The organism is Alteribacillus sp. JSM 102045, assembly GCF_041949975.1.
Lineage (GTDB): Bacteria > Bacillota > Bacilli > Bacillales > Marinococcaceae > Alteribacillus.
In genome coordinates this window covers 292,662-319,548 of sequence record NZ_JBHFQG010000001.1, presented here as the reverse complement: position 1 = coordinate 319,548, position 26,887 = coordinate 292,662, and the positions used below count along the sequence as shown (strand labels likewise).

At 42.6% G+C, this 26,887-nt stretch carries 26 protein-coding genes and 1 pseudogene; 13 read left to right on the top strand and 14 right to left on the bottom strand.

All coding sequences use genetic code 11. From position 1 onward, the window contains the following. From ACE1TI_RS01505 to moaD, 5 genes and pseudogenes are all read left to right on the top strand, one after another. Positions 1-285: pseudogene (locus ACE1TI_RS01505) on the top strand (thiamine biosynthesis protein MoeB); the annotation flags it as partial. 5 nt (positions 286-290) lie between these two features. Beyond that, entirely contained in the window at positions 291-1,580 is a 1,290-nt protein-coding gene (locus tag ACE1TI_RS01500) for a molybdopterin molybdotransferase MoeA (RefSeq protein ID WP_375005793.1), read from the top strand. Next, positions 1,544-2,068 (top strand): molybdopterin-guanine dinucleotide biosynthesis protein B, encoded by a 525-nt coding sequence (gene mobB / locus ACE1TI_RS01495; RefSeq protein ID WP_375005792.1) that lies wholly within the window; start codon positions 1,544-1,546, stop codon positions 2,066-2,068. The genes ACE1TI_RS01500 and mobB overlap by 37 nt, the downstream gene beginning before the upstream one ends. Further along, positions 2,061-2,537: a molybdenum cofactor biosynthesis protein MoaE gene (locus ACE1TI_RS01490; protein WP_375005791.1), complete on the top strand. Its 477-nt coding sequence runs from the start codon at positions 2,061-2,063 to the stop codon at positions 2,535-2,537. The genes mobB and ACE1TI_RS01490 overlap by 8 nt, the downstream gene beginning before the upstream one ends. Next, the gene (moaD, locus tag ACE1TI_RS01485; RefSeq protein WP_375005790.1) at positions 2,530-2,763 is read left to right on the top strand and encodes a molybdopterin converting factor subunit 1; all 234 of its coding nucleotides are present in this window, start codon (positions 2,530-2,532) and stop codon (positions 2,761-2,763) included. Before ACE1TI_RS01490 ends, moaD begins: the two co-directional genes overlap by 8 nt. Before the next feature lie 390 nt (positions 2,764-3,153). On the opposite strand, the gene ACE1TI_RS01480 is transcribed toward moaD, so the two are convergent. The 3 genes from ACE1TI_RS01480 to ACE1TI_RS01470 form a co-directional block, all read right to left on the bottom strand. After that, positions 3,154-4,107 carry a glycine betaine ABC transporter substrate-binding protein gene (locus tag ACE1TI_RS01480; protein ID WP_375005789.1) on the bottom strand — a complete coding sequence of 318 codons (954 nt, stop codon included), beginning with the start codon at positions 4,105-4,107 and terminating at the stop codon, positions 3,154-3,156. Positions 4,108-4,180: 73 nt separating this feature from the next. Next, the gene (locus tag ACE1TI_RS01475; protein WP_375005788.1) at positions 4,181-5,014 is read right to left on the bottom strand and encodes an ABC transporter permease; all 834 of its coding nucleotides are present in this window, start codon (positions 5,012-5,014) and stop codon (positions 4,181-4,183) included. Continuing rightward, positions 4,998-6,200, bottom strand: a complete 1,203-nt coding sequence (locus ACE1TI_RS01470; protein WP_375005787.1) for a quaternary amine ABC transporter ATP-binding protein — start codon at positions 6,198-6,200, stop codon at positions 4,998-5,000. The genes ACE1TI_RS01475 and ACE1TI_RS01470 overlap by 17 nt, the downstream gene beginning before the upstream one ends. Before the next feature lie 271 nt (positions 6,201-6,471). On the opposite strand from ACE1TI_RS01470, the gene ACE1TI_RS01465 reads away from it, so the two are divergent. The 3 genes from ACE1TI_RS01465 to ACE1TI_RS01455 are packed head-to-tail and all read left to right on the top strand — an operon-like array spanning position 6,472 to position 7,603. Then, positions 6,472-6,621 (top strand): hypothetical protein, encoded by a 150-nt coding sequence (locus ACE1TI_RS01465; protein WP_375005786.1) that lies wholly within the window; start codon positions 6,472-6,474, stop codon positions 6,619-6,621. 40 nt (positions 6,622-6,661) lie between these two features. Continuing rightward, the gene (locus ACE1TI_RS01460; RefSeq protein ID WP_375005785.1) at positions 6,662-7,024 is read left to right on the top strand and encodes a GbsR/MarR family transcriptional regulator; all 363 of its coding nucleotides are present in this window, start codon (positions 6,662-6,664) and stop codon (positions 7,022-7,024) included. A 51-nt stretch (positions 7,025-7,075) separates the two neighbouring features. After that, positions 7,076-7,603 (top strand): nitroreductase family protein, encoded by a 528-nt coding sequence (locus tag ACE1TI_RS01455; protein WP_375005784.1) that lies wholly within the window; start codon positions 7,076-7,078, stop codon positions 7,601-7,603. A gap of 56 nt (positions 7,604-7,659) precedes the next feature. Here the strand turns inward: ACE1TI_RS01455 and ACE1TI_RS01450 are convergent, their stop codons facing one another. The 6 genes from ACE1TI_RS01450 to ACE1TI_RS01425 all read right to left on the bottom strand — a co-directional run bounded on the left by ACE1TI_RS01450 (position 7,660) and on the right by ACE1TI_RS01425 (position 14,838). Beyond that, positions 7,660-8,481, bottom strand: a complete 822-nt coding sequence (locus tag ACE1TI_RS01450) for a carbohydrate ABC transporter permease (RefSeq protein WP_375005783.1) — start codon at positions 8,479-8,481, stop codon at positions 7,660-7,662. Continuing rightward, complete coding sequence (locus ACE1TI_RS01445) at positions 8,481-9,413, bottom strand: carbohydrate ABC transporter permease (RefSeq protein ID WP_375005782.1); 933 nt, start codon at positions 9,411-9,413, stop codon at positions 8,481-8,483. The genes ACE1TI_RS01450 and ACE1TI_RS01445 overlap by 1 nt, the downstream gene beginning before the upstream one ends. Before the next feature lie 145 nt (positions 9,414-9,558). Beyond that, a complete protein-coding gene (locus ACE1TI_RS01440) occupies positions 9,559-10,890 on the bottom strand; it encodes an ABC transporter substrate-binding protein (RefSeq protein WP_375005781.1) in 1,332 nt (443 codons plus the stop codon). 102 nt (positions 10,891-10,992) lie between these two features. Then, entirely contained in the window at positions 10,993-12,396 is a 1,404-nt protein-coding gene (locus ACE1TI_RS01435; protein ID WP_375005780.1) for a response regulator transcription factor, read from the bottom strand. Between the two features lie 16 nt (positions 12,397-12,412). Beyond that, on the bottom strand, positions 12,413-13,855 hold the full coding sequence (locus tag ACE1TI_RS01430) for a sensor histidine kinase (RefSeq protein ID WP_375005779.1): 1,443 nt from the start codon (positions 13,853-13,855) through the stop codon (positions 12,413-12,415). Then, positions 13,852-14,838 carry a substrate-binding domain-containing protein gene (locus ACE1TI_RS01425; protein ID WP_375005778.1) on the bottom strand — a complete coding sequence of 329 codons (987 nt, stop codon included), beginning with the start codon at positions 14,836-14,838 and terminating at the stop codon, positions 13,852-13,854. Before ACE1TI_RS01425 ends, ACE1TI_RS01430 begins: the two co-directional genes overlap by 4 nt. A gap of 227 nt (positions 14,839-15,065) precedes the next feature. On the opposite strand from ACE1TI_RS01425, the gene ACE1TI_RS01420 reads away from it, so the two are divergent. After that, positions 15,066-16,961, top strand: coding sequence for a 5'-nucleotidase C-terminal domain-containing protein (locus ACE1TI_RS01420; RefSeq protein WP_375005777.1), 1,896 nt, complete (start codon positions 15,066-15,068; stop codon positions 16,959-16,961). Then, a complete protein-coding gene (locus ACE1TI_RS01415) occupies positions 16,958-17,101 on the top strand; it encodes a hypothetical protein (protein WP_375005776.1) in 144 nt (47 codons plus the stop codon). Before ACE1TI_RS01420 ends, ACE1TI_RS01415 begins: the two co-directional genes overlap by 4 nt. Before the next feature lie 200 nt (positions 17,102-17,301). On the opposite strand, the gene ACE1TI_RS01410 is transcribed toward ACE1TI_RS01415, so the two are convergent. Continuing rightward, positions 17,302-18,255 (bottom strand): agmatinase family protein, encoded by a 954-nt coding sequence (locus ACE1TI_RS01410; protein WP_375005775.1) that lies wholly within the window; start codon positions 18,253-18,255, stop codon positions 17,302-17,304. Positions 18,256-18,565: 310 nt separating this feature from the next. On the opposite strand from ACE1TI_RS01410, the gene putP reads away from it, so the two are divergent. Continuing rightward, on the top strand, positions 18,566-20,083 hold the full coding sequence (putP, locus tag ACE1TI_RS01405) for a sodium/proline symporter PutP (RefSeq protein ID WP_375005774.1): 1,518 nt from the start codon (positions 18,566-18,568) through the stop codon (positions 20,081-20,083). Positions 20,084-20,088: 5 nt separating this feature from the next. Beyond that, complete coding sequence (locus ACE1TI_RS01400) at positions 20,089-20,778, top strand: aspartate/glutamate racemase family protein (RefSeq protein WP_375005773.1); 690 nt, start codon at positions 20,089-20,091, stop codon at positions 20,776-20,778. An 11-nt stretch (positions 20,779-20,789) separates the two neighbouring features. On the opposite strand, the gene ACE1TI_RS01395 is transcribed toward ACE1TI_RS01400, so the two are convergent. The 4 genes from ACE1TI_RS01395 to ACE1TI_RS01380 form a co-directional block, all read right to left on the bottom strand. Then, positions 20,790-21,782, bottom strand: coding sequence for a LacI family DNA-binding transcriptional regulator (locus tag ACE1TI_RS01395; protein WP_375005772.1), 993 nt, complete (start codon positions 21,780-21,782; stop codon positions 20,790-20,792). A gap of 123 nt (positions 21,783-21,905) precedes the next feature. After that, entirely contained in the window at positions 21,906-23,411 is a 1,506-nt protein-coding gene (gene galT, locus ACE1TI_RS01390) for a UDP-glucose--hexose-1-phosphate uridylyltransferase (RefSeq protein WP_375005771.1), read from the bottom strand. After that, complete coding sequence (galE, locus tag ACE1TI_RS01385; RefSeq protein WP_375005770.1) at positions 23,408-24,406, bottom strand: UDP-glucose 4-epimerase GalE; 999 nt, start codon at positions 24,404-24,406, stop codon at positions 23,408-23,410. The genes galT and galE overlap by 4 nt, the downstream gene beginning before the upstream one ends. Beyond that, positions 24,403-25,587, bottom strand: coding sequence for a galactokinase (locus ACE1TI_RS01380; protein ID WP_375005769.1), 1,185 nt, complete (start codon positions 25,585-25,587; stop codon positions 24,403-24,405). Before ACE1TI_RS01380 ends, galE begins: the two co-directional genes overlap by 4 nt. A 197-nt stretch (positions 25,588-25,784) precedes the next feature. Between ACE1TI_RS01380 and ACE1TI_RS01375 the strand changes: the two genes are divergently transcribed. Next, positions 25,785-26,786 carry an LLM class flavin-dependent oxidoreductase gene (locus ACE1TI_RS01375; protein WP_375005808.1) on the top strand — a complete coding sequence of 334 codons (1,002 nt, stop codon included), beginning with the start codon at positions 25,785-25,787 and terminating at the stop codon, positions 26,784-26,786. Positions 26,787-26,887: the final 101 nt, after the last annotated feature.

The window sequence follows — 26,887 nt, the reverse complement described above, 5'->3', positions numbered from 1 at the left end:
TACCCGTACTTAGTGAACGAACAGGACACAAAGCTTGAAGTTTTATGCGGACGAAACACCGTCCAAATTCGTCCCTCTGAAAAACAAGAGTATGATTTTAACAACCTGGAGAGCGAGCTTAGTGAATACGGCAACGTACGAAAAAACAGCTATCTTCTCATTTGCAATTTGAGCGACTGCCGGCTCGCCGTTTTTCAGGACGGCCGGGTGCTTGTCCACGGAACAAAAGAAATAAACAAAGCCAAAGATTTATACCACCGCTTTATCGCAAAAGAAAAGGAGTAGAGATAATGGTAGAAAAACGAACCCCGCTTCCTGTTGCCGAAGCTGTAGAACAAGTGATGAACCATACGCAGAACCAGAAAAAAGAATGGGTGGCGCTAGAGAAAGCCCATGGACGTTATTTGGCAGAAGATTTAAAAGCGGATCATGATGTGCCTTCTTTTGACCGCTCTCCTTATGATGGTTTTGCAATTATCGCCTCTGATACTACCGAAGCAAACCAGGAAACACCGGTTGTGCTGGAAGTCATCGGTAAAATCGGTGCAGGTTCTGTATTTGAAAACGAAGTACGCTCTGGCCAGGCCGTGCGAATTATGACCGGAGCACAGATTCCTGACAGCTGCAATGCTGTAGTTATGCTGGAGCTCGTGAAAGAGAAGCAGGAAAATGGCAGAAACTATATCGAAATCAAACGCCCCTTCAATGAAGGAGACAATATTTCTTTTCAAGGTGAAGACACGAAAGCAGGCACCTCCCTCATCGAACAAGGAAACTTCATTACCCCCGGGATCTCTGCCCTGCTTGCTACATTTGGGTACCATGAAGTACCTGTGGCAAAAAAACCGGTAATTGGAGTGATTGCCACCGGAAGCGAGCTTTTAGAAGTACATGAACCGCTAGAACCGGGGAAAATCCGCAACAGCAATGCTTATATGATGATGGCGCAAATTGAAAAAGCAGGGGCGGAAGCGAAGTATTTCGGAAAATTCAGCGATGATTTTGATGACTGTCTCCGAGCAGTCCAGGATGCTCTTTCCGAAGTAGATTTGTTAATCACTACAGGCGGTGTATCTGTCGGTGATTATGATTACGTTCCTGCTATTTTAGAAGAGCTTGGTGCATCTGTGCTATTTAATAAAGTAGGAATGCGGCCTGGCAGTGTAACAACGGTAGCCGCTCTTGATCATAAACTGATTTATGGTTTATCCGGTAATCCTTCTGCCTGCTATGTAGGTTTTGAATTATTTGTCCGCCCGATCATCCGGCATTCTTTGTTTACTAATAAACCTCATCTGCGTAAATCAAAAGCTGTGTTAGGCGCAGACTTTCCAAAACCTAATCCGTTCACACGCTTTGTCCGGGCTAAGCTTTATGATGAAGACGGGCAGTATCAAGCCGTACCTGCCGGTTTAGATAAATCAGGTTCTGTTACGTCTCTTGCGGAGGCCTCTGCTTTTATCGTCCTTCCTGGAGGAACAAGAGGCTACGAAAAAGGAATGGCCGTTGATATTTTAATGCTCGATGATGAACAAGGAAGTGAATGGCCGTGGGCCAACATTGTCCCATCCTACAGATAATCGGCTATCAAAACAGCGGAAAAACAACGTTAATGGAAAAGCTTATTGCTAAAAGCAGCTCCCTTGGTCTTCAAACCGCCTCCATTAAGCATCATGGACACGGCGGCCGCCCATCCGATGAGACAGTAGCTAAAGACAGTTCCCGCCACAAACGTGCCGGCGCGTTTCTTTCCTCCGTTGAAGGCAGCGGTTTGCTGCAGCTGCAAGCTTCTAAGGAGACATGGGCATTAGAGGATATTATTGATCTGTACCAGTATTTTCATCCTGATTTGATATTTGTAGAAGGATATAAACATGCAGCCTACCCAAAAGTGGTGCTTTTGCGCGACCAGAAGGATGCGTGGCTTTTAGAACAGACGACCAATGTGTTTTGTATTATTTCGCACGAAACGATGAAAATACCGGTTTCGGTGCCGCATTTCCTTTTACAAGACGATGAGAAATATTTGGAATACATTTTTCAAAAGGTGAGAAAACAAGATGAGTGAAGATAAACGCTTTAAGGTGACGGATCACCCTATTTCAACAGAGGATGTCATTCAGAAAGTCACGCGCCGTGAATGCGGAGCGATTACTATATTTATCGGCACCGTCCGTGAATTTACACATGGTAAACGTACGATTCGGCTAGAATACCAGGCTTATAAGAATATGGCGGAAAAAATGCTTGCCAAAATTGATAAAGAAGTACAAGAAAAATGGCCGGATGCGATGAGTGCAATCACTCACCGAACCGGAACACTAGAAATATCAGATGCAGCTGTCGTGATCGCCGTATCCTCGCCTCACCGCAAAACCGCATATGAATCCAATGAATATATTATTGAGCGTATCAAGGAAATCGTGCCCATATGGAAAAAAGAACATTGGGATGATGGCTCAGCCTGGATCGGTGATCAGCTGGAAAACACCCCCTATCCGGAAGGAAAACCCCCGAAAGGAGCAAGCAATGATTAAAGTGTTGTTTTTTGCCCGGCTGCAAGAAGAAACCGGAAAGAACAGTTTGGAAATAGAAAAAGCTGGATTAACCGTAGATCAATTAAAGCAATGGCTGGAAAAAGAGCATGGCCTGCCTTCTCTTGATCATACGATGGCAGCGGTAAACGAAGACTATGCTGATGGATCGGAAGTGCTTGAAGACGGAGATACGGTTGCTTTGATTCCGCCAGTAAGCGGCGGATAATGTTCTTTTTATGGAGGAAGGTCCCATCGAAAATAATGGGCCTTCTCCTTTTTATGGGTGAAAGTCCCATTTCTCCGCTTCAGGCGGGAAAACGGAGTTCAAGAAGCCTTCTTGATGCCCGTTCTTTTCATTTGAGGTAACCAACGGGCTTCAAGGATCCTTCTTAGTGACCATTTGCGTATGGATTATCCTTTCTTAGGCTTCAAGACCCCTTCTTGGTTACCGTACTTCTCTTGTTCTTCTTTCAAATGGATTTAAGCAACAGCTACCTCCCTCTTCGGATTCCAAGACACTCTTGTACGATCCGGGCTCATGCCTCCCCATTCCTCCATATTCCCTAAAAATAGAAAAAGACCGCCCCAGATTTGGAGCGGCCTATCCTACGAAAGATTATTGTTGAAGATCTTCGATGGAATCAGCTTCTACATATTCCGGTACAACCAGACCGATTTTCGCGCCTTCAAGGTTTGCACCAAGGTCTTCGAATTCTCCTTCATAATCGTTATAATATTGTTCATGTGTTGCCGGGAGCCAAGCAGCTACCATTGCATCTGCTTCATTTTCAGCAACCGCACCAAACATGATAGGTGCTTCCATAGAGTTTGTCTCTACTTCATACCCGAGATCAGACAATACCGTGGCCACCACATTTGTAGAAGCAATTTCGGAATCCCACGCTACAAATGCAAGTGTGATTTGTTCACCGTCTACTTCTTCGACACCGTCTGTCCATTCGGAAACCATGTCTTCATTATCGTCTACCCAAGTACGGGCAGCCTCTTCTGGTTCGGTTCCTTCATTAACCTCAAGCATTACTTCTTCCATGTCCTCGCCTTCCCAATGGAAGTTATCAAGAACCTGGTAAGCTTCCGGCATATCTTCTTCTAAGCCGTTTCTTACGAGAGTATGAATATCTTCTGCTTCCCCAAAGGAACCTTCAGGATCTTCAAAATATTTCAAATCATGAACAGCAAACTTCCAATGCGGGTTCCAGCCGGTAACGATAATAGGCTCTTCGTTTGCGATCGCATCATCTAAAGCACTTGTCATAGCAGCTGAAGAACTTGGCTGTACGCTCCAGTCTTCTAATTCATAATCTTCCAAAGCTTGCTCTGCTGCAGCCATAACACCAGCACCAGCGTCAATGCCCGTGATCGTGTAATCTACTTCTTCTCCTACATTGCCTGCTGCTTCGTCTTCACTGCCTTCATCCGCAACGTTTTCTTCTGTTTCTTCTGATGCCTCTTCTGTGGTATCTTCATCTTCCTCTGCTCCGCATGCTGCAAGAACAAGAGACAAGGAAAGCCCTGCAGCTATACCTACTCTTTTCCATGTCTTCATCATCATTGACCCACTCCTTATAAAAAATTATATTTATGTTTACTCTCATTCATTAAAGAACAAGAGGTAAACACCCCTATTTGTCTTTGCTTAAGCTTTGTGTTAGGCGATCAAGAATAATGGCGAGAATAACGATGGCAAAGCCTGCTTCAAAGCCTCCGCCTGCATCGTTACGGCCAACGGCATAATAAACCGCTGTCCCAAGTCCGCCTGCTCCGATCATCGAAGCGATAACGACCATCGATAAAGCAAGCATAATGGTTTGGTTAATACCAGCCATGATGGTGACTTTAGCCATCGGCAGCTGAACTTTAAACAGTTTCTGCGATGGTGTGGAACCAAATGCATCTGCGGCTTCGATTGCTTCGGTGGACACTTGACGAATCCCCAAATTCGTCAAACGAATAGTCGGCGGCATGGCAAATATTACAGAAGCCACCACCCCTGGCACTTCTCCAATCCCAAAGAATGCAACTGCTGGGATTAAGTAAACAAAGGCCGGCATCGTCTGCATAAAATCCAGCACTGGTTTTATAATGTCTTCTACTATGTCATTTTTCGCCATCCAAATACCAAATGGCACCCCGACTACAACGGAAATTAAAGAAGCCGATATAACAATCGCCAGGGTTAATACCATGTCTTCCCAATAACCCATATTGTCGATGAGAAACAAGCCGAGAAAAATGAATATGGTAAGGCCTGTTTTACGGCCGGCAAACCAAAACGTTAAAGCTGTCAGTAAAATAATTAATATCCAGGATGGTAAAAAACCGATCGTTGCTTCTAATCCTTCGATAACAGCTTTAATTAATCCAGTTAATGAATCAAATAAGAAATCTCCATTTTTTAACCAATCGACAAATGCATCGATCCAATCTGCTAACGGGAGTCTAGGAAGGAAGTCCATTGTGCTCCACCTCACTTCCGGACAGTGCCGCTATGACTGTGCCACGAACGACAACGCCTTTTAATTTTTCTTCTTCTACAACAGCTACCGGTACATTGGTATAAGTAAGTAAATTCATAATATCTCTAAGCACTGTATCTTTTGCTGCAACAGGAACGTCTGTCTGAATGATTTCTTCGAGATTATCTTTTCCTTCTTTTACAAGACGGGAGACTTCATCTGCATGAACAATTCCTAACAGCTTTCTTTCTCTATTAGTAACATAAATACTGGATATTCTAGCATCTCTCATTCTTTGCAGCGCCACCCGCGGACCTTCTTTATCCACATTGACAGACTCTGCCCGTGACATAACATTTTCTACCGTGAACACCTTAGAGCGGTCTACATCTTCTACGAATTTTTCTACATATTCATTTTCCGGATTGGTGAGGATTTCTTCAGGTGTACCTATTTGAACAATAGCACCGTCTTTCATGATCGTAATCCGGTCTCCAATCCGAAGCGCTTCATCCAAATCGTGTGTAATAAACACGATCGTCTTTTTCATTTTCGTTTGCAGATCGAGCAGTTCGTCCTGCATATCTTTTCGGATAAGCGGATCAAGTGCGGAAAAGGCTTCGTCCATTAATAAAATATCCGGATCATTCGCGAGTGCTCTAGCCAGCCCCACACGCTGCTGCATTCCCCCGGAAAGTTCGTCTGGATACATATTTTCATAGCCGTTTAATCCAACCAGCTCCAGTGCATTTAAGGCCTTTTTTCTTCTATCTTCTTTTCCTTCCCCTTGAATCTCGAGTCCGTATTCTACATTGCTCAGCACGGTTCGGAAAGGAAACAACCCGAACTTTTGGAAAACCATGCTCATTTTCTTCCGGCGGGTTTCGCGAAGTGTTTTATCATCCATGGCAGATAAATCTTTTCCGTCCACCCAGACACTGCCGGCTGTCGGGTTAATCAAACGGTTTAATAACCGAACGAGTGTTGATTTCCCGCTTCCGGAAAGCCCCATGATGACAAAAATTTCTCCATCTTCCACGGAAAAGGAAGCTCGGTTTACCCCAACCGTATTTCCGGTTTCTTTTAAAATGTCGTCTTTGCGTTTATTTTGTTTGAGAAGTTCTAATGCCTTTTTCGGCTTTTTCCCAAAAACCTTCGTCAGGCCATCTACTCTTAATTTGGCCACCCTTATACACCTCTTTAATCATTTGTGCGTTCTGTAAATCACTTTTTCAACTATACGGGAGTAGGGAAAAAGTAGCAAACCTTATTTATCGTCAATACAGTTTGTTTGAATCGTAAAGTATAAACTGTATGAACTTTATTTGCTTATATCTAGTAATGTCTGCTTTTTTCGACATAATTCATACTATTCTTTCATTTTTGCCGTATTCTTCTATTCTGTTAAACTTTTTAACAATGAATAGAAAAAACTGGGAAAGGAGGTTCTAAAAGAAATGGACGACATTAGTAAAAAGACATTAAAAGATTGGGAAAAGCTTCAGAACACGAGACACGATTTTATCTCGGTGATGGCACAGAACATGGGATTATACGGTTATTTCAGAGACAAATGGAAGGTTATATGGAACCGTGTTGTTTTCTGATAAACCAATGACGTTAGATAGTATGAGCAAGGCACTCGAAATGAGTAAAACAAGCATGAGCACCGGTGTTCGTGCGCTTACGGATGCTTTTATGCTGTCTAGAGTTTGGGAAAAAGGAGTAAGAAAAGATCTATATCAAACAGACGATGATTGGTATAAGTCATTTACTTCTGTATTTGTTAATCGATGGAGAGAAGCAACAGATAATAACCATGACGCTGCTTTACAAGCCTTAGATGAGCTTGAAGACCTTCACGAGCAAACAGATGAGCTTTCCGTGAAAGAGCAGACAAAACAGGATATCAATAAACTTCATAAAGCGATCCGCTATTACAGCTGGCTTGATGAAGTCATTGCGCTTTTTGAAAACGGGGATATCTTTCAAATAGTAGAAAAGAAATAATATGATATGATGGTAGTGACTTCCAATTTCTATTAGAAAGGGCGGTTTAGAATGGATTATCAAGATATTATTCGAAACCGGCGCGAAATCACGAGCTACCAGAACAAAGATATTCCAAAAAAAATAATGAAAGAACTTGTAGATGCTGCAGTACTTGCACCCTCTGGCAATAACCTGCCTTCCCGTGAATTTATTGTGGTACAAAACAAAGATATGTTGCAGCATTTAGAAGGATCTACACCTTTTGTACCATGGCTGAAAGAAGCTATAGCAGCCATTGTCGTAACAGGCAGACCCGGTGTAAGCAAATATTGGATTCAGGATGCTTCGATCGCTTGCAGCTTCATATGGCTGGCTGCTGTTGACAACGGACTAGGTTCAGCATTTGGAGCGATTTACCACGCTCAAGACCAAGAAGAATCAGAAAAAAGAGAGGGTTTCGTCCGTAAAGCATTGTCCATTCCTGATGACCGTCGAATCGTTGCCATTTTAGGGCTGGGCTACCCTGCTGATCACCCAGGTCCGAAAACCCCGCCAGATCATAGTGAGCTCGTCCACTATGAAACTTTTAAGAAATAAATGTTCCCATTGCAAAGCCGGTTCGACTGCTCCGGACCGAACCGGCTTATTCCCTATTATCCTTTCACAGATCCTGCTAATAAACCTCTTACAAAATATTTTCCAAGAATGATATAAACAATTAACGTGGGCAGAGCCGCAATCAATGCTCCTGCCATCTGCACATTCCACTGCACAATCTGGCTTCCTGATAAATTTTGCAGGGCCACCATGATCGGCTGGCTGTTTGAGTTCGTGATCGTAACGGCAAATAAAAATTCGTTCCAGATGTTTGTAAACTGCCAGATGGCTACCACAACAAACCCGGTAACAGACAGCGGCAGAATAATGCGCCGGAAAATACCGAGAAAGCTGGCGCCATCAATCTTAGCTGCTTCAATCATTGTATCTGGAATATTTGCATAGAAATTTCTAAACATCAGCGTTGTAATCGGCAATCCATACACTACGTGTGTTAAAACCAGGCCAGCAATCGAGTTATATAAATCAATGCTTCTTAAAAATTGAATGAGCGGGATTAATATGCTTTGATATGGAATAAACATACCAAACAGCATTAATGTGAAAAGCAGGTCTGCTCCTTTAAATTTCCATTTTGACAGTACATAGCCGTTCATAGCCCCAAGCAGAGCTGATAAAAGTGTCGCCGGAACGACAAGATATATACTATTCATAAAATTGGGGGCAAGCTCTGAAAACGCATGGCTGTAGCTGCTAAAGTCAATTGCTGACGGCAGGGTCCACATCGTATTCAATGACACTTCATCTAATGGCTTTAAACTTGTGACTAAAATGACATAAACTGGAGAAAGAAACACAGCAGCAAGCACAATTAAAATAAAGTATTTTATCAGATTTTCTACTTTTAATGACGCCATCAGCTCTCCCCCTTTCTGTTATACCAAAGGTACGGAACAATAAAGACTGCTACTAAAATTAACATAATAATCGCAATTGCCGCCCCTTGCGCATAATAGTTTCCGCGGAAAGTCGTTTCAAACATATAGACACCGGGCACGTCCGTGACAAAATTAGCCCCTGAGCCTGTCATCGCATAAACGAGATCAAATATTTTAAGAGAAATATGCGCCATGATAATAACTACACTGACAGTAATCGGCATAAGCATTGGAATAACAACTTTCCGGTACACTTGAAGTTCAGTTGCTCCATCCACTCTGGCTGCTTCTCTCAGCTCATCGGGAATACCACGCAGCCCAGCCAGATACATGGCAAGGGAAAATCCAGTCATCTGCCATACTGCTGCAATTACGACCGCAATAATGGCAACGGGAACACCAAATTGAATGGCTCCCCATTGAAAGCCTGCCAGTATATTTGTATCGGTATACCAAAGCGGCTGAATCCCAAACACTTCTAAAAATTGGTTGAAACCTGTAGAAGGGTTTAACAGCCATTGCCAAACTACCCCAGTAACAACGAATGAGAGAGCCATCGGGAACAAAAAGATATTTCGAAAAAATGATTCCCCTTTTAGCTTCTGGTCTATTAAAATGGCCAAACCTAAACCTAGGATAATGACAAGACCGATAAAAAAGATTGTAAAAAACAAGGTGTTTCTTAAATCTGCTTGAAAACGAAAATCACTAAATAAATATAAATAATTGGATAAACCAGCAAATGAAAAATCCGGAGTTAATGTATTCCAATTACTCAAGGATACATATCCTGTCCAACCAATAAATCCGTATATGAAGATGCCAAGCAGCACAACAGATGGAGTTAAAAAGGCTACTGCGGTCCACTGATCACTACTTATTTTTTTTCTTCTTTTTACATTAACCGCCATAGAGATCATCCTAGTAAAGAGGTTGTTCAACAACATGGTTTCAATTTGATAATATAGAGAGAGGCCTGGCCCGTAATGATGAGGAGCCAGACCTGCCAACATGAAACTCAGCATGAAATATCACTCACAACATGCTGACTGTATATTAATCTTCTTCTACTCTTGCTGTTTCAAGAGATTCCAGCAAACGCTCAGTGTCTCCTTGCGTCACAAAGATGTTTACAGCTTGATTTGCTTTTGTGAGATATCCTTCTGATGCTGCAGAACCATGCGCAAGACTTGGTGTCAGGTTAGACTCCTGGAAGTCTTCAATCGTGTCAGTGCCATACTCGTCATACTTCGATGTATCAGCGTCTACTCGTGCAGGAATAGAACCTTTCAGTGTATTAAAGTCATCCTGCCCTTCTACCGAAGCAAGAACGGACAAGAATTTCTTCACGTCATCCGGATTTTCTACTCCTTTTGGAAGGCCGAATGTATCAGTAATTACCATGAAGTTTCCATCTGTTTCAGGGAATGGCAGATAGCCAAAGTCTTCATTTACTCCAAGATCGAGGTCATTGACAAAATATCCTTTTGCCCAGTCCCCCATATTGATCATAGCTGCCTCTCCTTCTGCTACGAGCTGCGCTGCATCCTGCCAGTTTCTAGAAGCGTGGTCGTCATTGACATATTCAAGCATTTGCCCAAAGGTATCAGCTGCTTGAGCTGCACGTTCGTTGTCAAAGCTGATATCTCCATTCCAAAGCGCTTGATAATCCTCCGCTCCAAGCGTTCCAAGTAAAACATTTTCGAAAATTTGAGTAGCCGTCCAAGATTCTTTATCTCCTAAAGCTAAAGGCGTAACCCCGGCAGCTTCCAGTTCTTCAGCTACTTCAAAAAACTCATCAAAGGTAGTCGGCGGTTCCAGCCCGTGCTCTTCCAATACACTCATATTATAAAAAATAACGTTCCCGCGGTGTATGTTCACCGGCACAGAATAGATATTGCCTTCATGGCTGACTAAGTCAATCAGTTCTTCTGGGAATTTATCCATCAAATCTTCTTCTTCATAAAAATCATTTAGCGGTTCCATTTTATCTGCAGCTACCCAGCTTTGGTTCAGTTCTTCCCCGCCATGCACCTGGAAGGTAGAAGGAGGATCATTACCCTGCATCCGCGTTGCCAGCACTGCTTTTGCATTTGTACCAGCTCCGCCTGCAACCGCTGCGTTTTCCACCGAAATATCCGGATGTTCTTCTTCAAAACGTTCAATCAGCGCATTTAGACCGTCTTCTTCTCCAGCTCCGGTCCACCAGCTGAATATTTCAAGGTCACCTTCACCACCGCCTTCTCCGGCAGCCTGTTCAGCATCTCCACCGGTTTCTTCAGCAGGTTCAACACTATCTTCCCCTTCTGAGCCTGATTCGTCAGCTCCGCAAGCCGCTATGAGCAGCAAAAGAGCCAGTGCCCATAAAAGTCCAAATAGCTTTTTCATTTGTATCCCCCTTTTATTTATTGATAACGCTTTCATACTCTATTATAAAAAGGAGAACCTTACGCAAGAAGAAAAATAATCTGTATAATTTTATGAATTTCTTCACTTTTTTAAGGTTTGTTTTTGATACTGTTTCGGTGATAAGCCATAGTACTTTTTAAACACCCTGCTGAAATAGTTAGGGTCTTTATACCCAACCGTAAAACTAATTTCCTTCAAGGTGTACGCCTGTTCTTTCATCATTGCGGTTGCCTTTTCTATTCTGCGTTTTGTTACATAGTCAATAAAATTTTCTCCTAGTGTTTCTTTAAATAAATTAGAAAAATAGGCAGGGCTGAGGTCTGTATATTCTGCGATTTCTTCAAGGGAAATAGCCTCGTTCACATGTTCATCAATATATTTTTTTGCTCTTTCTATTTTATCCAGTGATTGATAGTGGTACCTTGCATTTAAGAATGCCTGTCGAATAAAGGCATACCAGTCCTGATCTGTTTGCAGCTCGTTAAGCTGCAATACCGGCATAGCCACATTGTTTAAGTGAAACGTTTGTTTGAATACATAATACAGCTCCTCACACTGCGTCTTGGCATTTCGCTGTTCTAACAGAAGCATCATATGAGATAAAGCGTCTTGTTCGTCTCCGCTTAATACAGCTGCGGTTATTACTTCTAGCAGTCTCTTATCATCCGTTTCCCGGTTCTTCGTTTTCAAGGATTGTTTATCCATTAATGCCTCATAGTAACATTTGAATAAATTCTCTATTTTTTGAACAGGATGGCCGCTTCCTATCACCAACCGGCCTCCGCATTCGCGCTGTATTCTTTTTTTCAGCCGCCTTACTTCCTGGAGATTTTGCTGTTTCTCACCAATACAGAGAAGTATAATCTGACGCCCTGTTTCATGATCACCAATGACAGTATCAGTTGTCCACTGCTGAACATGTTCGCTTTTTAAAGTAAAGGCTTGATGGTTTTCATGGGAAATAACGAGAAAAAAAGCAGAAGCCATGTCAGGAAACAACTCTTTTTTCAGACGCATGACCTCGTCATCTGCTTCTTCGTTCATGACTTTAGATAGTAACAGCTGCTTTGCAAGCTCCGAATGATGAGATAATTGATCCATTTCCTTTTGCAGATGATCTGCTTCCTTCCGCACTCGCTGAATAGCTTCAATGGTTTCTTCTTTTTTACCCGGCTTTAATATATACTCTTTCACTCCTAGTTTCATCGCCTGTTTTGCATATTCAAATGAGTCGTATGCCGATACGAGAATAAATTGAATATAAGGGTGCTGCTGTTTTATTTTTTCTATCGCTTCAATTCCGTTAATCCCAGGCATTTTAATATCCATTAAAATAATATCCGGACTCGTTTCATTTGCTAGTTCTATAGCCATTCTTCCGTTCACCGCTTCACCTGCAATCGTTATATCCTTAAAATGGTCCTCTATAAATTTGCACATGGCTTTTCGTTCAAGAATTTCATCTTCGGCAATCAGCACTTTCATAAAAATCCTCCTTTCTTTACGCTGTTTCTTCTGTTTCATCTGCTTTTGGCAAGAGCAGACGCACGGTAGTCCCTTCTCCTTCTTTTGAATCTATTTCTGCTACATATTCAGCCTTATAATGGAGCTGCAGCCGCCTTATGACGTTCGTCATCCCAAGGCCGGTAGAATGGCCTGTATGTTCGTCTTCTGTTCCAAGTGCAAGTACTTTGTTTACCTGCTTCTGTGTCATTCCGGTTCCGTTATCTATGACTTCTGCAACTACGACATCTTTTTGTGAAAAAACACTAAGCATAATCGTGCCGCCTCCTTCTAAGGCTTCCACCCCATGAATAAACGCATTTTCTACAAGCGGCTGCAGCGTGAGGCGCGGAACATTTACATGAAGACTGTGTTCGTCGATCTCTGTTACAAAATCAACCCTGTCTTGAAAACGTGTTTGCTGTATTTGAAAATAACTTTCTACTACTTTTACTTCCTCTTTTAATGATACCGATTGATCAATATCTCCCAGGCTGTGACGTAAAAGCACCGACACGGATTCTATTAATTCAGATGTGGATGCGGCATCTTCCAAGTACGCCATTTTAGAGACTGTGTTTAATGTGTTAAATAAAAAATGAGGATGGATCTGGTTTTGAAGATGTTTTAACTCCAATTCCTTCATTAAACGATCCATTTCTGCTTTTTCTTTCATTTTTTCTACATAGTCGTTTATGTCCGTTTTCATTTGATTAAAGGTATCTCCGAGCAGCTTCATCTCATCATTAGAATGGACCTCTACCGGCTTTCCTTTAAAGTTACCTTTAGAGACTTCTTTTGCTGCTGCCGCCAATGTTTGCAGCGGTTTGGTGATTCCGTTTGAAAACCAGAAGGCAAAGAAAACAGCCAGCATGACTGTATTAATAAACAAAAATATAGTAAAAAGACGAAAGGATTCATTTCTATCTTGTAAATCAGCGTATAACTGTTGATATTCTGTTAGCTCAAGATCAATCAAGGACAGTGTATTTTCCTGAATATAGGAAGCGGTGCTTTGCGTTTCCTGCAAAAACTCCGTGTAGCGTTCAATATCATCCCGCAGTACAAAACCTACTGTTATTTCACTGTTTCTAATAAGGGATTCCATTAAATTTAAATAGTTTGTAAGCTGTATATCTTCCTCCCTTTCCATATCTGCTTTCAGACGGTTCTGCTCTCTTCGGAATTCTTCAAGACTAACGTAATAGGAGTCCAAATGATCATCGTTTTGTTCTCTGACGTAAGCCTTCGTGTCTTCAGCGAGTTCACTTGCTTTTTGAGAGATAGAATTGAAGATTAAGAAACGTTCAAAACTGGTATGATATTCATTAGTAAAATGACTGGAGCTGACATATATGGAAACGGATAAAATATTAAATAAAACAATAAACACAAAAAAACATAATAACAGTTTAGCTCGGATAGACGAAAACCAATTCATGAGGCATCCTCCTCATCAGGTTCCAGCGTCTCCCAGTCTGCCCGGTGAATCACATTGGTTTTGGTATATTGTAATGGTTCTACATAATCTTTTTCTTGAAGTTCAAGCATGATATGAATCGCTTTTTCTCCCATTTCTTCCGGATACTGCACCACAGTTGCATCAATGCTTCCTTCTTCAAGCAGCTCCAAGGTTTCAGGAAGAATATCAAACGTAATCATGTACGGCCTCTCCCATACCGTAATTTCTTCGACTCCTTCGGCCATCCCAATACCATCTAATGCACTCGTACCAAATAACGCGTTTATTTCTGAATGCTGTTTCATCATGGAATAAGCAGCCTGTGCCGCCCCGGCTTCTGTAATGTTCGACTCCTGAATATCAACAATGCCAATCCGGTCTGTTTTTTTTAAGGCGTCTTCAAACCCTTTGATTCGCTCCTGCTGATTTAATGACTCCAGATTTCCTGTAATAATACCCACAAATTGTTTGCCTTCCGTTGACTGAATCAGTTCCTCTCCGGCCAGACGTCCTGCCTCGTAATTATCGGTTCCAATATAGGCCTTACGTTCACTTTCCGAAACATCACTGTCTACTGTTAGAACAGGAACACCGTTTTCAGAAGCTTTATTCATAAGCTCCAGAAAACGCGGACCAGGCAGCCCCTGGGTAATGATACCATCTACTTTTGCAGCAATCATACGGTCGATCATTTTTAATACTTCATCCGTATCAGACTTTCGAGGCCCAATGGTTTCTAAGTAAATATTATGTTTAGATGCAGTTTCTTCGGCGCTTCGCTCTATCATCTGCCAGTAAGGATTGCCGGCCTCTTCTATGATCAGAGCAAAGTGGAAATCATGCGTTTCAGCAGAGGTTTCTATGTTTTCCACATAAAATGTTTCTTTTCCGTAGTACAGCATAAATAAAAAACATATGCCAAAGATAACTACTCCGCTCGTATAAAGAACTCTTTTTTTCATATTGTATTGACACGCTCCTTTCCCCACACGAAGCTTGCTTTTTGATGCAAATATATTTCTTTCTTTCGACAATTTCCTGCTTATCTCCTTTTTATGTAAAGTACTACGACATCAGCTGTGTTTTTATTTCCATAGGATAGTAGCATTCTTTTATATTCATGCATGATTACGCCTATTTTCCTAAACTATTTTTATGAATATTTTTGAAAATATGGTGGAGGGATTACATGTTGAAAAAAGGAGCCATATCGTTTGGTACTGCTATGCTGTCTATTTTAACATTTAGTCAAGCTTCTGCAGAGGAGGAAGTCACTCGAGAGGAATTTATCACAGGGCTGCTTGAAACGATGGAGGTCCCTGTAGAAAGCTGGGAAACAGAAGACACCGATTTTAACGATGTGAATGAAGATTTTGCTCCTTATGCAGAAGCCGCCGAGGCACTTGGGATTACAAACGGCTGGACGGAAGAAAATTTCGGAACGGATGAAGAAGTTACTGGGAATGACGCCTTAATGCTTATGCTTCGCGCTCTTCAGCTAGAGGAAGCTGATGAAACATATGATAGTACGGTGAAAAACGGAAGCTATCGCGGCAAAGCCGCTCAACTTGGTCTCATTCAGCGTTATGAAGCCGACCCGCTTCGTCCTCATCATCCTGTAAATGAAAGTCAAATGGAAGAGCTGTTTGGTCGATACGATAACAATTTTGAAAGACTATCTTTTGTACATACCAATGATGTACATGGACGTCTTGCTTCCGATGAAGAAAACGGAGAAATGGGCGCAGCTAAAATTGCCACGATCGCAGATAATGTGGAATCGTACAGTGAACATAGTCTTGTTGTCGATTTAGGAGATGCTTTTCACGGCACGAATGTAGTCAATTTTAATGAAGGGGAAGCTGCGGCTGAAGTCATGAATGAAGTCGGATATGATGCGTTAACAGCCGGGAACCACGACTTTAATTACGGATATGAACGATTGCTGGAATTAGATAATATGACTGACTTTCCAGTATTAAGCGGGAATGTTGTTTACACAGAATCGGGTGAGGAGTTTTTAACCTCCACCCATTATGTAGAGGCTCTGGATAAAACAATTGCGTTAATTGGGTTAACAGCGGCTGATACACCTGTAAGCACGCATCCTGATAATGTAGATGGATTGACGTTTCAAGACGAGGTCGAGGCTGCTCAGCAGCTCGTTGAAGAAGTGAAGCAGGAGTCCGATCACGTCGTCCTTCTGACCCATAAGGGTTACTCTGTCGACCAGGACATTGCAGAAACAGTCGAAGGCGTTGACTTAATTTTAGGCGGACACAGTCATACTACAATAGAGTCACCTGAAAAACATGGAGACACTTTTATTTCTCAAGCTTATGAACACAGCAAAGCAGCCGGCGTCACTACTATGGTTTTTCATAAGGATGAGCTTTTAACGGTGAACGGCCACCTCATCCGTGATCATGAGGGATTAGAACCAGATCATGAGGTGGAGCAAATGATATCAAACTATGAAAAGGAAGTAGAAGAGCAGTTAAGTGAAGTGATCGGCACTATTGATACCAAGCTTGATGGAGCCAGGGAGTTAGTACGAACGCAGGAAACCAATCTTGGCAACCTCGTAACCGATGCGATGAGAGAGATGGCAGATGTTGATATGGCCATCACAAATGGCGGCGGAATCCGCGATGATATAGAAGCCGGAGACGTAACACTTGAAGATGTGCTCACTGCTTTTCCTTTCCCCAATACGGTCGTTGCCATTGAATTAACCGGGGAGCAAATCTTGGATAGCTTAGAACACGGTATCCGGCTGTATCCTGCACAAAATGGAGGGTTCCCGCACATTTCAGGCGCTCAGTTTACATTTGATCCTGCACAGGAGCCGGAAGAAAGAATTCAAGAAATTACTATAAATGGAGAACCCTTGGATGAAGAAGAAACGTACGTGATCGCGATCAATGACTTTATGGCTGCAGGAGGCGACGGTTATGAAAGCTTTGAAGAAGGAGAAATCGTCTTTGAATCTGGTGAAGCTCTAAGTGATGTTATCAGTGATTATATTGCGAACGGCAAACCGATTCCGGAAGTAGAAGGCCGTATTACAGCTGAAGATGAATGATAGAAAAGAAGAAGGGTGTTCTAGCCCTTCTTTTGTTTACTCCAATTATGGAAAAGCATGATAAAGTGATTGACGTAGGCTTAGTGACCGTCCGGGGGACTTACTCTTGCGAATGGGTGGTCAGCCATCCGCTTACTTAGTGACTGCTCTTCTTCGATTCTCTTTCCGCCCGGGCCCTTAACCCCTTCCTTGGTGACTATTATCACTAGGTCTCATGCCGATTGGGTGCTTAGCCCATTGCCATTGCTTGGCCGCCATTTTTTTCGTTTAAACTCTTCAGGAATTTACCGCCTCATAAACAAACGACCCGGTTTTTCACCAAATCGTCCGAAAGAAAACCTTACCCCTGTTGATTTTTCACCACACCAGCAAGTGCATATAATACGATTGTTGAAGCTAAATGAGCGGAAAATTGGTTCAGATCTGTTTCCGGATACACTTCCACAAAGTCCATGCCGACGATTCCTTTTTTGCCGAATTCATGGACAAGTGTCAGCAGCTCATAAGAAGTGAGTCCATTCGCATCAGGCGGGCCGCCTGGATTAAAAGCAAAGTCTAAAATGTCGCTGCAGATCGATAGATAAACAACATCCACATCCTGGCTTGCTTTTTTATAAATTTCATCCGCCATTTTATAAATATCTTTGCACTCACGAATGTCTCTTACTGTAATAGTCACAGCACCTGCTTCCTTTGCAAACCTGCCGCTTTCCGGCTTGTTTCGCGGACCGTGAATACCGGTGTGGATTAAGCTTTCGTTACGTACGCCATCCAGCTCATATAAACGGGCAAATGGTGTGTTTCTTGCATATTTGTCATTTCCAAATGTTTTCGCATTATCGTAATGTGCGTCAAGATGAATGATACCGACTTTCTTGCCCTGCTCTTCCACCAGTCCTTTTATAATAGGGTATGTAATAGTATGGTCGCCGCCTAATCCTATTGGGAATACAGAGGGGCTGCTCCAAATATTTTTCCGTGTAAATGAGGTGATGTGGTCCATTGTTTCTTCGGGGCTGTTCCAATTAATCATTATGTCGCCTAAGTCACCGAGCTTCACATGCTCGAACACATCAATCGCATCCAGTTCCGGCAAAAACCCGGAATAACGTCCGGAAGCAAGGCGCATCGATTTCGGCCCCATTTCACAGCTCGTATAATTCCCCCACGTGACGCCGCCTTCCCACGGCACACCGTATACTACCGCATCTACTTCATTCAGTTCCTTCTTATCATGTATCTTTTTACCATTTAAAAAACATGGTGTATTTCCATAAACAAATTCTTCAGCCATCCTTCTCTCTCCTTTCCATCCAGGAAATCTTATGCTGATATATGTTTATGCAAGAAAATTTTACCGCAATAACCGACTTGCGTCAATTTCAGCATGCTGCCAGTGTTTTATATGTATTTGACTTCAAGAATTCATTTCATTACCATGAATACAATTAGAGTGAGGGGCTCTGCCAATAACCCAAAAAAGGAGGAATATTAAAAATGGAAACATTTACATTTTGGACTTGGTTTTGGCTCTTTTTCCCCATGCCATTTCTGATTGTATGGGCTATTGTTTCTTACATTAAAGAAAAAGGAGGGAACCAAACGTGAATCCGGTCTATATTACATTCGGTTTTTATTTAGTACTTCTAATTGTCATTGGTATTATCACTTACCGCATGACAAACTCTATGTCAGATTATATCCTCGGCGGAAGAAAATTAAACAGCTGGGTCACAGCTTTTTCTGCACAAGCTAGTGACTTCAGCGGATGGCTGCTCCTGGGTCTGCCGGGTGTCGCTTATGCTTCTAGTATGAGTGAATGGAGTTTATTTATTGCAATTGGTCTTGCTGTTGGGGCTGCAATTAACTGGCACTATGTCGCAAAACGACTTCGCAATTATACGTATTTTGCCAATGATTCTATTACCATCTCTGAGTTTTTCGAAAACAGGTTTCGTGACAAATCACACCTCCTTCGTATCGTTTCCGCTTTGTTTATTGTCATTTTCTTTATGTTTTATACAGCATCCGGACTCGTTGCCGGCGGGAAATTATTCGAAACGACCTTTGGGTTTGATTACACGCTCGCTCTTACCATCGGTGCTCTTATCATTTTCGGTTATACCTTTCTCGGTGGATTTATCGCAGTCAGCTGGACGGACTTTATTCAAGGTTTTCTTATGTTTTTAGCCCTTCTCGTGACACCGATTATTGCGATTCAGCAGCTGGGTGGTTTTGGCGAGGTTCTGTCTGCTCTTGCCCAGGTGAATCCTTCCCTACTAAGTGTTGGGGAAGCGGTAAAGTATGATTTTGCCAACGATGTCTTTTGGGAAACTTCAGGCACCGTTACGATTGTCGCTGTTATTTCCGCACTGGCCTGGGGACTAGGCTATTTCGGCCAGCCTCATATCCTCACTCGTTTTATGGCGATTAAAAGTGTTGCTCATATCCCTAAAGCTCGTTTAATCGCAATTATCTGCGGTCTTGTCCTGCCGCTGTATGGTGCGCTTATGGTTGGTACCGTTGGGATTGCTTATTTTGGGCCGGATAATCCATTAAATGACCCGGAACAAGTATTTATCCAGATGGTGCAAGTGGTATTTAATCCCTGGGTAGCTGGTATTCTGCTTGCTGCGGTGTTATCTGCGATTATGAGTACGATTGACTCCCAGCTGCTCGTATCTTCAAGTGCGTTAATTGAAGACTTTTACCGCGTGTTTATTCGAAAACAGGCTTCGCAAAAAGAACTGGTTTGGGCGAGCCGAACCGCTGTATTCATCATTTTGCTGATTGCGTTTATCCTTGCCTTTAATGAGAGCAATACTGTGCTTGACCTTGTATCTTACGCCTGGGCAGGATTTGGCGCAGCTTTTGGGCCGGCTATTTTGTTCTCGCTGTTTTGGAAAAGAACGACTATGCCGGCAGTCCTTGTTTCGATTATCATCGGTGGCTCAACCGTCCTTCTCTGGGGCTACACAGGTTCAGAGCTGTATGAAATTGTTCCAGGCTTCGCGCTTGCTTCCCTATCCATTATCCTTATCAGCTTGTTCAGTAAAGGACCATCGCAGGAGATAATGGATGAGTTTGAACAAGTGCGCCATATATGTAGAACAACGGAGTGAGAAACGTGAAAAAGATCGGATTGATTGGCGGCATGAGCTGGCAGTCCACCCTTCATTATTATCAAACACTAAATGAAGAAATCTCAGAACGCCTTGGCGGAATGCATTCCGCCAGGGTTCTTTTAGAAAGCGTGGATTTTGAGAATGTTGTGCGTGCTCAGGAAAAAGATGATTGGGAGCTGGTGGGAAAAATACTAGTAGAAGCAGCTCTAAACCTGGAAAAAGGAGGAGCTGAACTCCTGGCGATTTGCAGCAACACCGTACACGCGGCTGCCTCCAGGGTTCAAAACGCCTCCACTTTGCCTTTTATTCATATTGCAGATGCCACAGCAGCTGCTGTTAAAAATCAAGGTATTCAAAAAGTCGGATTAATTGGAACCGAATATCTGATGAAATCAAGCTGGTACCGAGAAAGACTTCATTCCTGCGACCTAGAAGTTCTCCTTCCTGGTGAAGCTGAACAAAAGGAGCTCCAGCGCCAGATTTTTGAAGAGCTTTGCTTTGGTAATGTTCGCTCTTCTTCTAAAAGCAAAACGATTCATATTCTACATGCCTTGAAAAAACGAGGTGCTGAAGGGATGATCCTCGGCTGCACCGAATTGGGTTTAATGATTCAGGATAAAGATGTTTCTTATCCGGTATTTAACAGCTCGGAGATTCACGTAAAAAAAATTGCAGACCAGGCCCTATCTTAAGCCTGGTCTTCTTATTTACTGCTGTTACGGTGAACAAGCGCTGTCGAAATTTCTACTTTTTTACTTACCTCTCTGCCTTCATTTAAGCGCTCCAGCAAAAGATCAACAGCGGTTTCTCCCATCACTTCTGTGTACACCTTTACGGTACTCAGCGACGGATATACATATTTTGAAATACTTATATCGTTTACACCACAGACACTGATATCCTCTGGTACTTGAATGCTGTGTTCATGAAGAGCGCGCAGACAGCCGACAGCCATCGTATCATTTGCTGCAAATACCGCCTGTGGCAGATTATCCTTATGTTCTTCTAACAATTTCTCCATTAAACGCTGACCATCCTGCACGGTAAACATTCCCGTATAAACGAGGTTAGAATCATACCTTTTTTTCTTTTTCATGTAATCTTGAAACGTCCGCTCACGAGGATCTTCCATGACCTCTTCCTGCAAACGGTATGTTTCACGTCCGCCAATATAGCCGATGGATTCCAGCCCTTGTTGAAAAAAATAATCGAGCACTTTTTCGGTAGCTTTTTCAAAATTAGTAATCACGGCGTCAAATGTTTCGCTGTCCGGGGAGGAATCTACAAACACAAGATTAGAGGTAACATCTTTAAGAATCTCAGCCTGCGTTGAACTAAATTTCCCAACTGCAATGATGCCATCCATTTTTTCTTTTTCCGCCTCTAGAAAGTCATCATACACATACTTCAAAAAGGAGATTCCTTTGGCCTGGCACCGCTCTTCGACGCCAAGGCGAATCGACATGTAATAAAGATCCTCCAGCTCTTCTTTTTCTGTATACCAATGAACAACAGCCACAGAAACAGCTGGGCTTTTTTTACGAATTGTCTTTTTATACTGAAGTTCCTCTGCTGCCTCAAACACCCGTTTTTTTGTTTCTTCAGCTGCCGAAAGTGTCTCGTCATAATTCAAAACACGCGACACCGTGGCCAGAGAGACTCCCGCTTTTTCTGCTATATCTTTAATCGTTGCCATATTGCTTCTCCTTTACTTCACTTTGATGCCGCTTTTATTTTAAAGCGTTACATGAACGAGCGGGCCGCCATTTTTGTTCCAGTCTCCTATTACTAGTTCTTTTATCACGGAAGCACGCCACCTCTATTTCTCATTTAATGTATAAAGAAATGCTTTTAATCCGGTCTGTCCGTCAGCTGTACGTTTAAATACACCGGCATCTTCTAGTACACGCAGAAATTTGTTTCCTGTTTCTTTTTTCACTATATCAGAAGCCTGCCTGGCATCATGCTGTTCACCGTATTTCTCTTTCAGCTCCTCTGCCCACAGGTGATGTGATCCTTTCACCTTGTTTTCATCACCAAGCAAATAGACCTCTACTCCGTGGAGCTCTTCTTTCAACCGCTTTGGAAGGACGGCAAGTCCCATCACTTCAATTAACCCTATATTTTCTTTTTTAATATGATGAACATCTTCATGAGGATGAAAAATACCGTAAGGATACTCGCTGCTGGTGCGATTATTTCTCAGTACTAAGTCAAGCTCAAATGTATTCCCGCGCCAGCGCGCAATCAGAGTCACGGTATTATGACGCTTGTTTTCCGTGGAAGAGATAATATTTCTTTCTTCATCGTTATAGGGGATCCATTTTTGTATAACAGTGTCAGCAGCTGCTGCCAATGCTTCATCGTGTTCACTTCGCAAACGAAGAACGGTCATCGGCCATTTCACAACCGAGCCTTTTACCTCGGGAAAATCATCCATCGAAAAGGAATAATCGTCTTCTGCTTTGGCCAGTGCAAATTCATAACGCCCGCCTTGATAATGATCATGAGACAAAATCGAACCGCCTACAATAGGAATATCGGCATTGGAGCCCATAAAATAATGAGGGTACTTTTCAACAAATGCCAAAAGCCGTTCTATTGCGGCCCTATTAATGCTCATATCCCGGTGCTCTTCGGAGAGCAATATGCAGTGCTCGTTATAATACACGTAAGGAGAATACTGTAAATACCAGAGCTCTCCATTCATGGCAATTCGTATCAACCGGTGATTGGATCGAGCGGGATGGCCTATCCGTCCTCCGTATCCTTCGTTTTCCATACAAAGCAGGCACTTGGGATAAGCAGCATCTGTTTTTTTCGCTTTTTCTTTTTCAATTCCTTTTGGATCTTTTTCCGGTTTAGATAGATTGATCGTAATATCGATCTCTCCATAATCAGAGTTGATAGTATAGTGGACATTTTTTGCGATACGCTGGGTTTGAATGTAATTAGAATCCTGGCTCAGCTGATAAAAATAATCCGTAGCAAGTGCCGGGCTTTGTTCATATTTTTGACGGAACCGCTGATTAACGATAGAAGGAGCAGGTACAAACACATTCATGATGGAAGCAGATAACTGCTCTCTTTCATCTAACAAATTTTCAATCAATCCTTTTTCAACTGTGTAGTCGATAAGCTTTTCTAAAATAACTGGAATGTCACTTGGTGCTTTTTCTTCTCTATCCGGATTAAAATCGGTAATACCCAATTTCTTTAATACTTGGTTGCGGCTGTACACTCTGTCTTCTGCGGAAATCATGCCCCGGTTTCCTGCTTGTTGAACAAGAGCTTCCACCCATGTGCAAATGATTTTCTCATTCATATCAGCCTGCCTCCATACCCTTGAGGATTTTTGCTGTGCCAATTCCAGGCATCTTTAATAGTTGTATGAATATCAGTACGTTTTGGCTCCCAGCCTAGAACTTTTTTTGCTTTTTCTGAAGAAGCAATTAGTCTCGCTGGATCACCAGCGCGGCGCTCACCTGAATGAACAGGAATGTCTTTTCCTGTAACGTCTCGGGCCGCTTCAATCATTTCTTTTACAGAAAAACCTTCACTGCTTCCTAGATTAAAAATGTCACTTGGCCCGCCTTTTTTTAAATAGTGCAGAGCCTGAAGATGTGCAGCAATCAAATCTTCCACGTGTATATAATCCCGAATACACGTACCGTCCGGTGTCGGATAATCTTCGCCCAACACCGTGATGCCTTCCCGTTTACCTAAAGCTGCTTCTAAAATAATCGGGACGAGATGGGTTTCCGGATTGTGGTCTTCTCCTATCAGCCCGCCCGGCCGTGCTCCTGCTACGTTAAAATAACGAAGGGAAATATAACGAAGACCGTGGGCTTTTTCACACCATTTCATCATTTTTTCCATAGCCAGCTTTGTTTCTCCGTATGGACTTTTCGGGGCAGTTGGTGCAGCCTCAGTAATCGGGACCTCTTCTGGTTCCCCGTAAACAGCTGCAGTGGATGAAAAAACAATGTCCCGTACACCTGCTTCTATCATCGTCTCAAGCAGAACCTGTGTGCCGAATACATTATTATCGTAGTATTGCAACGGCTTTTTCACCGACTCACCAACAAGAGAGTGAGCAGCAAACATCATCACCTGACGGATTCGTTTTCGTTTAAAAACATTCCTCATAAACTCACGGTCCCGTACATCCCCTTCATAAAATACTGCTCCTTTTGGCAGGGATTCGCGATGGCCGGTTAGCAAGTTATCTACGACAACCGGCTGCTTTCCCTGATCGAGCAATTGATGAACCGCATGAGAGCCAATATAGCCAGCTCCACCTACAACGAGCACACTCATGTAAAACAAACCTCCCCGATCCATTCTTTTGCTCCGTCTCCTGCATGTGCTTCATAAAAGTCAGCATCATAACCAGTGACGGAACGATAATACGATTGAACATTCTTCTGAAAAGCTTCTGTCCTATTTTTTTCTACAATGGCGATGGCACAGCCGCCAAAACCGGCACCAGTCATACGCGCTCCGATACATCCATCCTGTGTCCAGGCTGCTTCTGCCAGTGCATCTAATTCTGTTCCTGTTACTTCATAATCGTCGCGAAGCGAAATATGAGAAGCGTTCATCAGATCGCCAAACCCTTGCAAATCACCTTTTTGCAGTCTTCTTAACGACTCTTTTGTTCGTTCATTTTCATAGACAGCATGACGGGCACGCTGACGGTTCACTGGATTTTTGATGTACTCTTTTTTCTTTTCAAATTCTTTTGGTGACAATTCTCCAAGTGTGTCAATAGACGTGTGAGCCTGCAGGTCTCGCAGTGCGGCCTCACAATCGGCACGGCGTTCGTTATATTGTGAGGACGCCAGCGTTCGCTCTTTGTTTGTGTTCATAATCAGAAGAACATGGTTATCAAGAGGAAGCGGAGCATACTGATAATCAAGCGTATGACAATCTAGTAAAATACCATGATTTTTTTTACCCATTCCAATCGCAAATTGGTCCATAATTCCGCTGTTCACTCCAATGTATTCGTTTTCAACTTTTTGACCAATTCGGACTAAATCTGTTCTGTTTATCGATAAGTTAAACAGCTGTTCAAGCATTACTCCCGTTGCCATCTCAATGGAAGCCGATGATGAAAGTCCTGCACCATTTGGTATATTTCCGTAAAAAAGCAGATCAAAGCCATGATCAATCGTATAACCATGTTCGAAGAGCTTCAGAATGATCCCCTTTGGATAATTAGCCCAGTCATGACTACTTTGAAAAGAAAGATCCTCTAAAGATAAGGTGATCACCTCTTTTTCGGGAAAGTTTTTAGAATACATGCGTATCGTTTGATCTTTTCTTTTAGCTGCCAATACATAGGTTCCTTTTGTGATCGCGCAAGGAAAAACATATCCGCCATTGTAGTCGGTATGTTCTCCGATTAAATTAATTCGTCCCGGTGCAAAAAAGATAAGGTGCTCTTCATATCCAAATAATGTTCGAAATGTTCGTTTCAGATTCATCTCTGCCATATCGGATCCTTTCCTTCCCAAATCTATTCCTTTTTTTCATCATAAAAACTTTTCAGTAAAATTTAAAGTAAAATTTACTTTTATTTTAGTAAAATGGATGTTTTTTCTCTCCTGCATGCAAACATTTTGCTTTTCTGATGTTAACTCGCCCATAATAAGCACAGACTAAGACATGAGTTGATGGGAAAGGAGATTCTCTGTTGAAATTAAGCATCCTTGATCAGTCCCCGATTTCAAAAGGCTCTACTGCACGCGAGGCTTTACAGCAGACCAAACAGCTAGTCCAAACAGCAGAGAAGCTTGGATACACCCGGTTTTGGGTGGCAGAGCATCACAGTACAAGCGGGCTCGCCAGCACTTCACCTGAGGTGTTAATTTCTCATTTAGCAACGACCACCCGCCACATCCGCATCGGTTCTGGCGGTGTGCTGCTGCCGCAATACAGCCCTTATAAAGTTGCTGAGAACTTCAAACTCCTTGAAGCTTTATTCCCTGGCCGAATTGATCTCGGTGTTGGACGTTCCCCTGGAGGTGGAGAAACGATAAGGCTTGCACTGACAGATGGCAAGAAGAAAAATTTAATTGAATTTCCAAGACAGCTTGCTGACCTGCAAGGATTTTTAGACGGTAATTTACCAAATGACCACCCGTACGGCACCATAAAAACAGCACCAGCGATTGATACACGGCCTCAAACCTGGGTACTCGGCCTTTCCAGACGTGGTGCCAAACATGCTGCCAAAAACAGTACTGGTTTTACGTACGGACATTTTATTGACCCGGAATACGGCCAGGAAGCAGCAGAAAAATATGTAACATATTTTCAGCCTACAGAACGCATGCCGTATCCTAAAATAAATGCTTGCATATTCGTTGTTTGTGCAGATACGCAGAAAGAAGCTGAAGAACTAGCCATAAGCCAGGACCTGTGGCTGTTGGCAGTAGAAAAAGGCAGAAGTACCCAAGTCGTTTCGGTGGAAGAATCCAAAAACACCCCTCTCTCCTTAGAGGACGAAAAACGAATAATGGAAAACCGAAAACGTGCTGTTATTGGCTCACCGGATTATGTAAAAAAAGAGCTGCACCGCCTCGGTGAGCTCTATCAAACTGATGAAATTATGGTCATCACCAATATTTATGATTTTGAAAAAAGACTGCGTTCCTATGAACTTCTCGCAGAAACGTTTCAGCTTCATTAAGCAAAGAAGCGCTCCGCAGTTTTCTCATAGTTGGAGAAAGAGAGGAAATGTGGTAACCAAGCAGGATCTTTAAATGATTTTGAAATTCCAGCTAAGGGATG

Coding starts and splice junctions, on each gene's coding strand:
- ACE1TI_RS01500 (WP_375005793.1), top strand. CDS start 291: ATGGTAGAAAAACGAACCCCGCTTCCTGTTGCCGAAGCTGTAGAACAA.
- mobB (WP_375005792.1), top strand. CDS start 1,544: ATGGCCGTGGGCCAACATTGTCCCATCCTACAGATAATCGGCTATCAA.
- ACE1TI_RS01490 (WP_375005791.1), top strand. CDS start 2,061: ATGAGTGAAGATAAACGCTTTAAGGTGACGGATCACCCTATTTCAACA.
- moaD (WP_375005790.1), top strand. CDS start 2,530: ATGATTAAAGTGTTGTTTTTTGCCCGGCTGCAAGAAGAAACCGGAAAG.
- ACE1TI_RS01480 (WP_375005789.1), bottom strand. CDS start 4,107: ATGATGAAGACATGGAAAAGAGTAGGTATAGCTGCAGGGCTTTCCTTG.
- ACE1TI_RS01475 (WP_375005788.1), bottom strand. CDS start 5,014: ATGGACTTCCTTCCTAGACTCCCGTTAGCAGATTGGATCGATGCATTT.
- ACE1TI_RS01465 (WP_375005786.1), top strand. CDS start 6,472: ATGGACGACATTAGTAAAAAGACATTAAAAGATTGGGAAAAGCTTCAG.
- ACE1TI_RS01460 (WP_375005785.1), top strand. CDS start 6,662: ATGAGTAAAACAAGCATGAGCACCGGTGTTCGTGCGCTTACGGATGCT.
- ACE1TI_RS01455 (WP_375005784.1), top strand. CDS start 7,076: ATGGATTATCAAGATATTATTCGAAACCGGCGCGAAATCACGAGCTAC.
- ACE1TI_RS01450 (WP_375005783.1), bottom strand. CDS start 8,481: ATGGCGTCATTAAAAGTAGAAAATCTGATAAAATACTTTATTTTAATT.
- ACE1TI_RS01445 (WP_375005782.1), bottom strand. CDS start 9,413: ATGGCGGTTAATGTAAAAAGAAGAAAAAAAATAAGTAGTGATCAGTGG.
- ACE1TI_RS01440 (WP_375005781.1), bottom strand. CDS start 10,890: ATGAAAAAGCTATTTGGACTTTTATGGGCACTGGCTCTTTTGCTGCTC.
- ACE1TI_RS01435 (WP_375005780.1), bottom strand. CDS start 12,396: ATGAAAGTGCTGATTGCCGAAGATGAAATTCTTGAACGAAAAGCCATG.
- ACE1TI_RS01430 (WP_375005779.1), bottom strand. CDS start 13,855: ATGAATTGGTTTTCGTCTATCCGAGCTAAACTGTTATTATGTTTTTTT.
- ACE1TI_RS01425 (WP_375005778.1), bottom strand. CDS start 14,838: ATGAAAAAAAGAGTTCTTTATACGAGCGGAGTAGTTATCTTTGGCATA.
- ACE1TI_RS01420 (WP_375005777.1), top strand. CDS start 15,066: ATGTTGAAAAAAGGAGCCATATCGTTTGGTACTGCTATGCTGTCTATT.
- ACE1TI_RS01415 (WP_375005776.1), top strand. CDS start 16,958: ATGATAGAAAAGAAGAAGGGTGTTCTAGCCCTTCTTTTGTTTACTCCA.
- ACE1TI_RS01410 (WP_375005775.1), bottom strand. CDS start 18,255: ATGGCTGAAGAATTTGTTTATGGAAATACACCATGTTTTTTAAATGGT.
- ACE1TI_RS01395 (WP_375005772.1), bottom strand. CDS start 21,782: ATGGCAACGATTAAAGATATAGCAGAAAAAGCGGGAGTCTCTCTGGCC.
- galT (WP_375005771.1), bottom strand. CDS start 23,411: ATGAATGAGAAAATCATTTGCACATGGGTGGAAGCTCTTGTTCAACAA.
- galE (WP_375005770.1), bottom strand. CDS start 24,406: ATGAGTGTGCTCGTTGTAGGTGGAGCTGGCTATATTGGCTCTCATGCG.
- ACE1TI_RS01380 (WP_375005769.1), bottom strand. CDS start 25,587: ATGGCAGAGATGAATCTGAAACGAACATTTCGAACATTATTTGGATAT.